This is a genomic window from Streptomyces sp. NPDC104831, from assembly GCF_055583025.1.
Map to the genome: position 1 here is coordinate 48,039 of NZ_JBVJOT010000056.1, position 6,687 is coordinate 54,725.

The 6,687-nt window shown below is 74.6% G+C and carries 8 protein-coding genes; 6 read left to right on the forward strand and 2 right to left on the reverse strand.

The genetic code is table 11. The features are described 5' to 3' along the window. The first annotated feature begins 143 nt into the window (after window positions 1–143). Window positions 144–1,322, forward strand: a complete 1,179-nt coding sequence (locus ACZ63H_RS30815) for a saccharopine dehydrogenase family protein (RefSeq protein ID WP_469870686.1) — start codon at window positions 144–146, stop codon at window positions 1,320–1,322. Between the two features lie 88 nt (window positions 1,323–1,410). Beyond that, window positions 1,411–1,599, forward strand: a complete 189-nt coding sequence (locus tag ACZ63H_RS30820) for a hypothetical protein (protein ID WP_469870687.1) — start codon at window positions 1,411–1,413, stop codon at window positions 1,597–1,599. On the opposite strand, the gene ACZ63H_RS30825 is transcribed toward ACZ63H_RS30820, so the two are convergent. After that, window positions 1,563–2,306, reverse strand: a complete 744-nt coding sequence (locus ACZ63H_RS30825) for an endonuclease V (RefSeq protein WP_469870689.1) — start codon at window positions 2,304–2,306, stop codon at window positions 1,563–1,565. The genes ACZ63H_RS30820 and ACZ63H_RS30825 overlap by 37 nt on opposite strands. Window positions 2,307–2,365: 59 nt before the next feature. Between ACZ63H_RS30825 and ACZ63H_RS30830 the strand changes: the two genes are divergently transcribed. After that, window positions 2,366–2,662, forward strand: a complete 297-nt coding sequence (locus ACZ63H_RS30830) for a YciI family protein (protein ID WP_469870691.1) — start codon at window positions 2,366–2,368, stop codon at window positions 2,660–2,662. Between the two features lie 9 nt (window positions 2,663–2,671). On the opposite strand, the gene ACZ63H_RS30835 is transcribed toward ACZ63H_RS30830, so the two are convergent. Beyond that, complete coding sequence (locus ACZ63H_RS30835; RefSeq protein ID WP_469870693.1) at window positions 2,672–3,010, reverse strand: plasmid stabilization protein; 339 nt, start codon at window positions 3,008–3,010, stop codon at window positions 2,672–2,674. A gap of 300 nt (window positions 3,011–3,310) precedes the next feature. Here ACZ63H_RS30835 and ssgD point away from each other — a divergent pair, with 300 nt between their 5' ends. The 3 genes from ssgD (at window position 3,311) to ddaH (ending at window position 6,564) form a co-directional block, all read left to right on the forward strand. Next, entirely contained in the window at window positions 3,311–3,727 is a 417-nt protein-coding gene (gene ssgD, locus ACZ63H_RS30840; protein WP_469870695.1) for a spore wall synthesis regulator SsgD, read from the forward strand. Window positions 3,728–4,031: 304 nt separating this feature from the next. After that, window positions 4,032–5,657, forward strand: a complete 1,626-nt coding sequence (locus ACZ63H_RS30845) for an ABC-F family ATP-binding cassette domain-containing protein (RefSeq protein WP_469870697.1) — start codon at window positions 4,032–4,034, stop codon at window positions 5,655–5,657. A gap of 130 nt (window positions 5,658–5,787) precedes the next feature. Then, window positions 5,788–6,564, forward strand: a complete 777-nt coding sequence (ddaH, locus tag ACZ63H_RS30850; protein WP_467932804.1) for a dimethylargininase — start codon at window positions 5,788–5,790, stop codon at window positions 6,562–6,564. Window positions 6,565–6,687: the final 123 nt, after the last annotated feature.

The following is a 6,687-nucleotide window of genomic DNA, read 5'->3' on the forward strand; positions in this document are numbered from 1 at the left end:
CCGCGGGCGCGGGGATTGCTGGCTGCGGCCACCGCTGCCTCCGGACTGGTCTTCGGACTGCGCACCGCTCACGCTAGCCTCGGCCACCGGCAGCGGCACGGGCCGCGCCGGGAGTGTGCGGACCAGGGGAGACAAGGGGAGACATGAGCAGCATCGGCGACACCGGCCGTCCCTATGACCTCGTGCTCTTCGGAGCCACGGGCTTCGTCGGCACGCTCACCGCCCGCTACCTCGCCGAGCACGCGCCGCGGGGCCTGCGCTGGGCGGTCGCCGGCCGCGACGAGGGACGGCTGGAGCGGCTGCGCGCGAGCCTGCCCGGCGGCGACGGCATCGGCGTCCTGCGGGCCGACGTGCGCGAACCGGCCGGCCTGCGCGCGCTCGCCGGCCGGGCGCGCGTGGTCGCCACGACCGTCGGGCCGTACGTGCTGTACGGCGAGGAACTCGTCGCCGCCTGCGCCGACAGCGGCACCGACTACCTGGACCTGACCGGCGAGCCGGAGTTCGTGGACCTGATGTACGTCCGGCACGACGCACGCGCGCGGGAGACGGGCGCGCGCCTGGTGCACGCCTGCGGCTTCGACTCGGTGCCGCACGACCTCGGCGTGTACTTCACGGTCCGGCAGCTTCCGGAGGGCGTGCCGCTGACCGTGGACGGCTACGTGAGCGCGGACGCCGCCTTCTCCGGCGGCACCCTCGCCTCGGCGCTGAACCAGCTGTCCCGCACCCGGCGGATGCGGGCCGCCGCCCGCGAACGGGCCCGGCACGAGCCGCGGCTGCCGGGCCGCCGGGTGACGGCGCCGCCCGGCGCGCCGAGGTTCGCCCCCGAGACCGGCGCGTGGGCGCTGCCGCTGCCCACCCTCGACCCGCAGGTCGTGCGCCGTTCGGCGCGGGCGCTGGAGCGGTACGGCCCCGACTTCCGCTACCGCCACTACGCCGCCGTACGCCGGCTGCCGGTCGCCCTCGGCTCGGTCGCCGCCGTCGGCGCGGTGGCGGTCGCGGCCCAGGTGCCGCCCGTCCGGCGCCGGCTGTCGGACCTGCTCCGCCCGGGTGACGGACCGGGCCCGCGGCGGCGGGCGGAGAGCTGGTTCCGGGTGCGGTTCGTCGGCGAGGGCGGCGGGCGGCGCGTGTACACCGAGGTCGCGGGCGGCGACCCCGGGTACGACGAGACGGCGAAGATGTTCGCCGAGGCCGCCCTGTGCCTGGCCCTCGACGACCTGCCGGCGACGGCCGGTCAGGTCACCACGGCCGAGGCGATGGGCGACGCCCTGACCGGACGGCTGCGCGCGGCCGGGATCACCTTCCGGGTGGTGGCGCGGCGCTGACCGGAACGCATCGGTCCCGGCGGGTCCGCGCCCGCCCGGCTGCGACGATGGAGCCCCTGCCCGAGCGGCCCGAGGAGGCGGAACGGACGTGAGGTTCGTGCTCGAAGTGACCGTGGACGACCAGGTGGACGCCCAGGAGCGGGTGCGCGAGCTGGAGCGCATCCTGCGCTACTGGGGCGGCAACCTGCGGCACCACACCCTTGAGCCCGGCGACGGTTCGGCCGTGTACGACACGGCGTATCAGGAGGTCGGCGCCTGGCGGGTCGAGGCGTCCTGACCGCTGCCGCCGGCCAGGTCCCGGACCGCCTCGCGCAGCGCCCGCCGGCACAGGGCGTCGGCCCGGCGGGTGGTCTCCGGGAGCCGGAACCGGGGGGTCAGCGCAAGGGTGTGCGCGAGGGCGCCGGCGAGGCTCACCCGGTGGCCCACGGAGACGAAGACCGGCTTGACGCCGTCCCGGGTGCGCAGGGCGCGCCCGACCTCCTCGGTCCCGGCGAGCAGCGGCGCCGTAGCGCCCCGCTCGGGGCCGGGTTCGTCGTAGGTGAAGGTGAACGGGTTCTTGGCGACGCCGATGACCGGCAGGCCGGTGAGCACCCCGAGGTGGCTGGCGAGGCCGAAGCGGCGCGGGTGGGCCAGGCCGTAGCCGTCGCACACGACCAGGCCGGGCGGGCCGGGCAGCCGGTCCAGGGCGGCCAGCACCGTCGGGATCTCCCGGAAGGCGAGGAGCCCGGGCACATACGGGAAGGAGACCCGGCCGACGGCCGTCGCCTCCGCGACGACGTCCAGGGTGGCGGCGTCCAGCACCACGGCCGCCGCCGCGACCAGGTCCAGTGCGTCGTCGTAGGCGACGTCGACCCCGGTGACGCGGCCCGTCCCGGGCGGCGGTCCGGGCTCGTCGAGCACCACGCGGCCGCGCAGCCCGTCCTGGACGGCGCGGGCCGCCTCCCTCGTCGCGGGCCAGCCCGCGGGTATGCCGACGATCGTCACGCGGGTGACTCTACGGGTTCGCCGGTCACCGGCGGCGGTGCGGGGGTAGGCTCGTGATCATGTTCGTTCTCGAGCTGAACTACACCGCGCCGCTCGATGCCGTGGACGCCGTCCTGCCCGACCACGTGGCCTGGCTGGAACGGCAGTACGAGAAGGGCTTGTTCCTGGCCTCCGGGCGCAAGAACCCCCGCGACGGCGGGGTGATCGTGGCCGTCGCGGGGAACCGCGCCGAGATCGAGGAGACCGTCGCCACCGACCCGTTCGTGGTCGCCGGCGTGTGCTCCTACCGCGTCGTCGAGTTCCTCGCCACGAAGACGGCCCCCGAGCTGGAGCGCCACCGGCAGACCCTGGGCTGAGCCGGCGGGTCACCCCTTCTTGGTGTCCAGCGCGCGCTGCAACTGCTCCTTGTTCATGTGCGAACGGCCTTCGATGCCGCGCTGCCTGGCCTCGTTGTACAACTGGTCGCGGGTCGGGCCGTGCGAGCCGACCCGGTTCCCGGACCGCTGACCGCCCCGCTTGCCGGACGACATGTCCTGGGTCGAGCTGCGGCTGGCGGTCTTGGACTCGCCGGAACGGGCGCGTTCCTTGTTCACCGTCCGCGCGGCGATCTCCTTGGCGCGCCCGGTGCTCTCACCGCGGTCCTGCGCGCTCTTCTTGATGTGCTCGTACTGACGCTCGCGCTTGGGGCTGGAACCGGCTGGCATGATCGCTCCTTTCGTTCGCGGCGGAAGCCGGGTACCCGGCTTGCGCGCGCTCACGTCACCTGACCGGCCGCCGGTTCACCTCAGCGGGGCGAAGCCGGCCCGCTCCCCCGGGCCCGCCCTGCCGGGCGCACGCCGGTTCGCGAGGGGCGGGCCGAGGTGGTGGTGCGCCCGCGTGCATGAACGCGGTGACCGAGGTCACTCGGTCTGCGTGTGCACGCACCGGCCGTTTCCGTCGTCTCTCCCAGTGCCGGGTGTGGGCGCATCCGGGCGCAGTCCAGCCGTCACGAGGGAGCCAAGGCGTTGTCCACCGTCATCGAGCAGCCCGTAGAGGCCCGTCTCGTCGCCGCCGCACCGCGCATGCCGAGCATTCCCGCCACGCTGCGCTACGACCGGCGCGATCCGTTCGCGGTCCGCATGACCTTCCCGGCGCCGGCCACCCTGGAGGGCGTCGACGTGTGCTGGACGTTCTCCCGCGAACTGCTGACGGCCGGGCTGGAGGGGCCCGAGGGCCAGGGCGACGTGCGGGTGCGGCCGTACGGGTACGACCGCACGGTGCTGGAGTTCCACGCCCCGGAGGGCACCGCGATCGTGCACGTGCGCTCGGGCGAGATACGGCGGTTCCTGGAGGCGGCGGGCGAACTGGTCCCCGTCGGCCTGGAGCACCTCCAGCTCGACCTGGACCACGGCCTCGCCGAGCTGATGCGGGACGCCTGCTGAGCGGCGGGCGCGCGTGAGGACCGCCCGGGGCCCGCGCCGAATCGCGTTGACACCCTTTCCCGCCTCTCCTACGGTGTATGGCGGATCTGTTGCCGCCGATGGGAGTAGGACGTTGCTCGTCTGAGGTTCCGAGACATCGCGTCGCACCGGTGAGGTGTGCGCGGCGTACGACGACCTCGGCGTCCGAGCCGTCCCCCGGGCACAGGCCCTTCTTCCGCGGCCCTTCCCGCCCGGCCCCTCGGTTTCCGCCTCGCGGTGTCTCGACACGCGTCCACCCGAACGCCCACACCCTCGCGAGGCGCCCATGTCCGCTTCCCTCACCTGTACCTCCCTGTCCTTCGCCTGGCCCGACGGGACCGCCGTCTTCGACGGCCTGGACGCCGTCTTCGGCCCCGGCCGCACCGGGCTCGTCGGCGTCAACGGATCGGGAAAGTCCACCCTGCTCAAGCTGCTGGCCGGGGAACTCGTCCCCGCCCAGGGCACCGTCAAGGCGACCGGCGAGATCGGTTACCTCCCGCAGAACGTCACCCTGGACACCACCCTCCGTGTCGACCAGGCCCTCGGCATCGCCGGGCGGCGGGCCGCACTGCACGCCATCGAGGCGGGCGACGTGGCCGAGGAGCACTTCGAGACCGTCGACGACGACTGGGACGTCGAGGAACGCGCCCTGGTCACCCTCGGCGAACTCGGCCTCGGCCACATCGGCCTGGACCGGACCGTCGGCGAGGTGTCCGGCGGCGAGTCGGTGCTGCTGCGGCTCGCCGCGCTGCTGCTGCGCCGCCCCGGCATCCTGCTGCTCGACGAACCCACCAACAACCTCGACCTGTACGCGCGCCGGCGCCTCTACCGGGCCGTCGCCGCCTGGCCGGGTGCCTTGGTCGTGGTCAGCCACGACCGGGAACTGCTCGACCTGGCCGACCGGATCGCGGACCTGCGCGCGGGCGAGGTCACCTGGTACGGCGGCAACTTCTCGGCCTACGAGGAGGCGCTGGCCGTGGAGCAGGAGGCGGCCGAGCGCATGGTGCGCGTCGCCGAGGCCGATGTGCGCCGGCAGAAGCGCGAACTGGCCGACGCCCAGGTGAAACTGGCCCGCCGCAAGCGGTACGGCCAGAAGATGTGGGACTCCAAGCGCGAACCGAAGATCGTCATGGGTGCGCGCAGACGCGCCGCCCAGGAGTCCGCCGGCAAGCACCGCATCCTGCACGAGGAACGTCTCACCGAGGCCAGGGAACGGCTGGACGAGGCGGTGGAGGCCGTACGGGACGACGACGAGATCCGCGTCGAACTGCCGCACACGGCCGTGCCGCCCGGCCGCCGGGTGCTCACCCTGGAGACCGTGGAAACGGCCTGCCACACGCGCGTGCCGGGCGTCCTGGAGCTGCGCGGCCCGGAGCGCGTCGCGCTCGTCGGCCGCAACGGCGCCGGCAAGACGACGCTGCTGCGGACCGTCGCGGGCCGGCTGGCGCCGCCGGCCGGCACCGTGACGGCGCACGTCCCGCTCCGGTTCCTGCCGCAGCGGCTGGACGTGCTGGACGACGGCCTGTCGGTGGCCGAGAACGTGGCCCGGTTCGCGCCGGACGCGACCGGCAACCGGATCCGCGCCCGGCTCGCCCGCTTCCTGTTCCGGGGCGCCCGGGCCGACCGGAAGGCGGCCACCCTCTCGGGCGGGGAACGCTTCCGGGCGGCCCTGGCCGCGTTGCTGCTCGCCGAGCCCGCGCCGCAGCTGCTGCTGCTCGACGAGCCGACGAACAACCTCGACATGGCGAGCGTGCGGCAGCTGACCCAGGCCCTCGGGTCGTACGAGGGCGCGCTGCTGGTCGCCAGCCACGACCTGCCGTTCCTGGAGTCGATCGGGATCACGCGGTGGCTGCTGGTGGAGGGAGGGGAGGTGACGGAGACGACGCCCGAGGCGCTCGCGGAGCCGGCGTGACGGGGCGGCCGGTGCGCGGCGGGGCGGCCGGGGTTTGGCCCCGGCCACGGCGCGCTGCATGATGACGGACCGGCGCCGGGTGACGGCGCCGGCCGCCACCGTCCGCACCGACCGACACGAAAGGCCCGTCGTGCCCAGCAAGAAGGCCCTCGTCCGCCGCCCCAGCCCCCGCCTCGCCGACGGCCTGGTGACGCACATCGCGCGGGAGCAGGTCGACGTGGGGCTCGCCGTCGAGCAGTGGGAGGCCTATGTGGCGGCCCTGCGCGCGCACGGCTGGGAGACGATCGAGGTCGAACCGGCCGACGACTGCCCGGACTCGGTGTTCGTCGAGGACACCGTCGTCATGTTCCGCAACGTCGCGCTGATCACCCGTCCGGGTGCCGCCGCCCGGCGCGCGGAGACCGCCGGTGTGGAGGAGGCCGTGGCGAGCCTCGGCTGCTCGGTGAACTGGATCTGGGATCCGGGCACGCTGGACGGCGGTGACGTCCTCAAGGTCGGCGACACGGTGTACGTCGGCCGCGGCGGGCGCACCAACGCGGCCGGTGTGCGGCAGCTGCGGGCGGCCTTCGAACCGCTGGGCGCCCGCGTGGTGGCCGTACCGGTGAGCAAGGTGCTGCACCTGAAGTCGGCGGTGACCGCGCTGCCCGACGGCACGGTGATCGGGCACATCCCGCGGGTGGACCGGCCGTCGCTGTTCCCGGGGTTCCTGTCGGTGCCGGAGGAGTCCGGGGCGCACGTGGTGCTGCTGGGCGGCGGCAGGCTGCTGATGGCGGCGAGCGCCCCGCGGACGGCGGAGCTGCTGAGCGATCTCGGCCATGACGTGGTGACGGTCGACATCAGCGAGTTCGAGAAGCTGGAGGGCTGTGTGACCTGTCTCTCCGTACGCCTGCGGGAGTTGTACACCTGATCGGGTGATGATCGCCGCCCGGGGGGGGCCGGGGGGGGGGGGGGGGGGGGGGGGGGGGGGGAAAGGGGGGGGGGGGGGGGGGGGGGGGGGGGGGGGGGGGGTTGAAAGAAAGGACCTCCACGA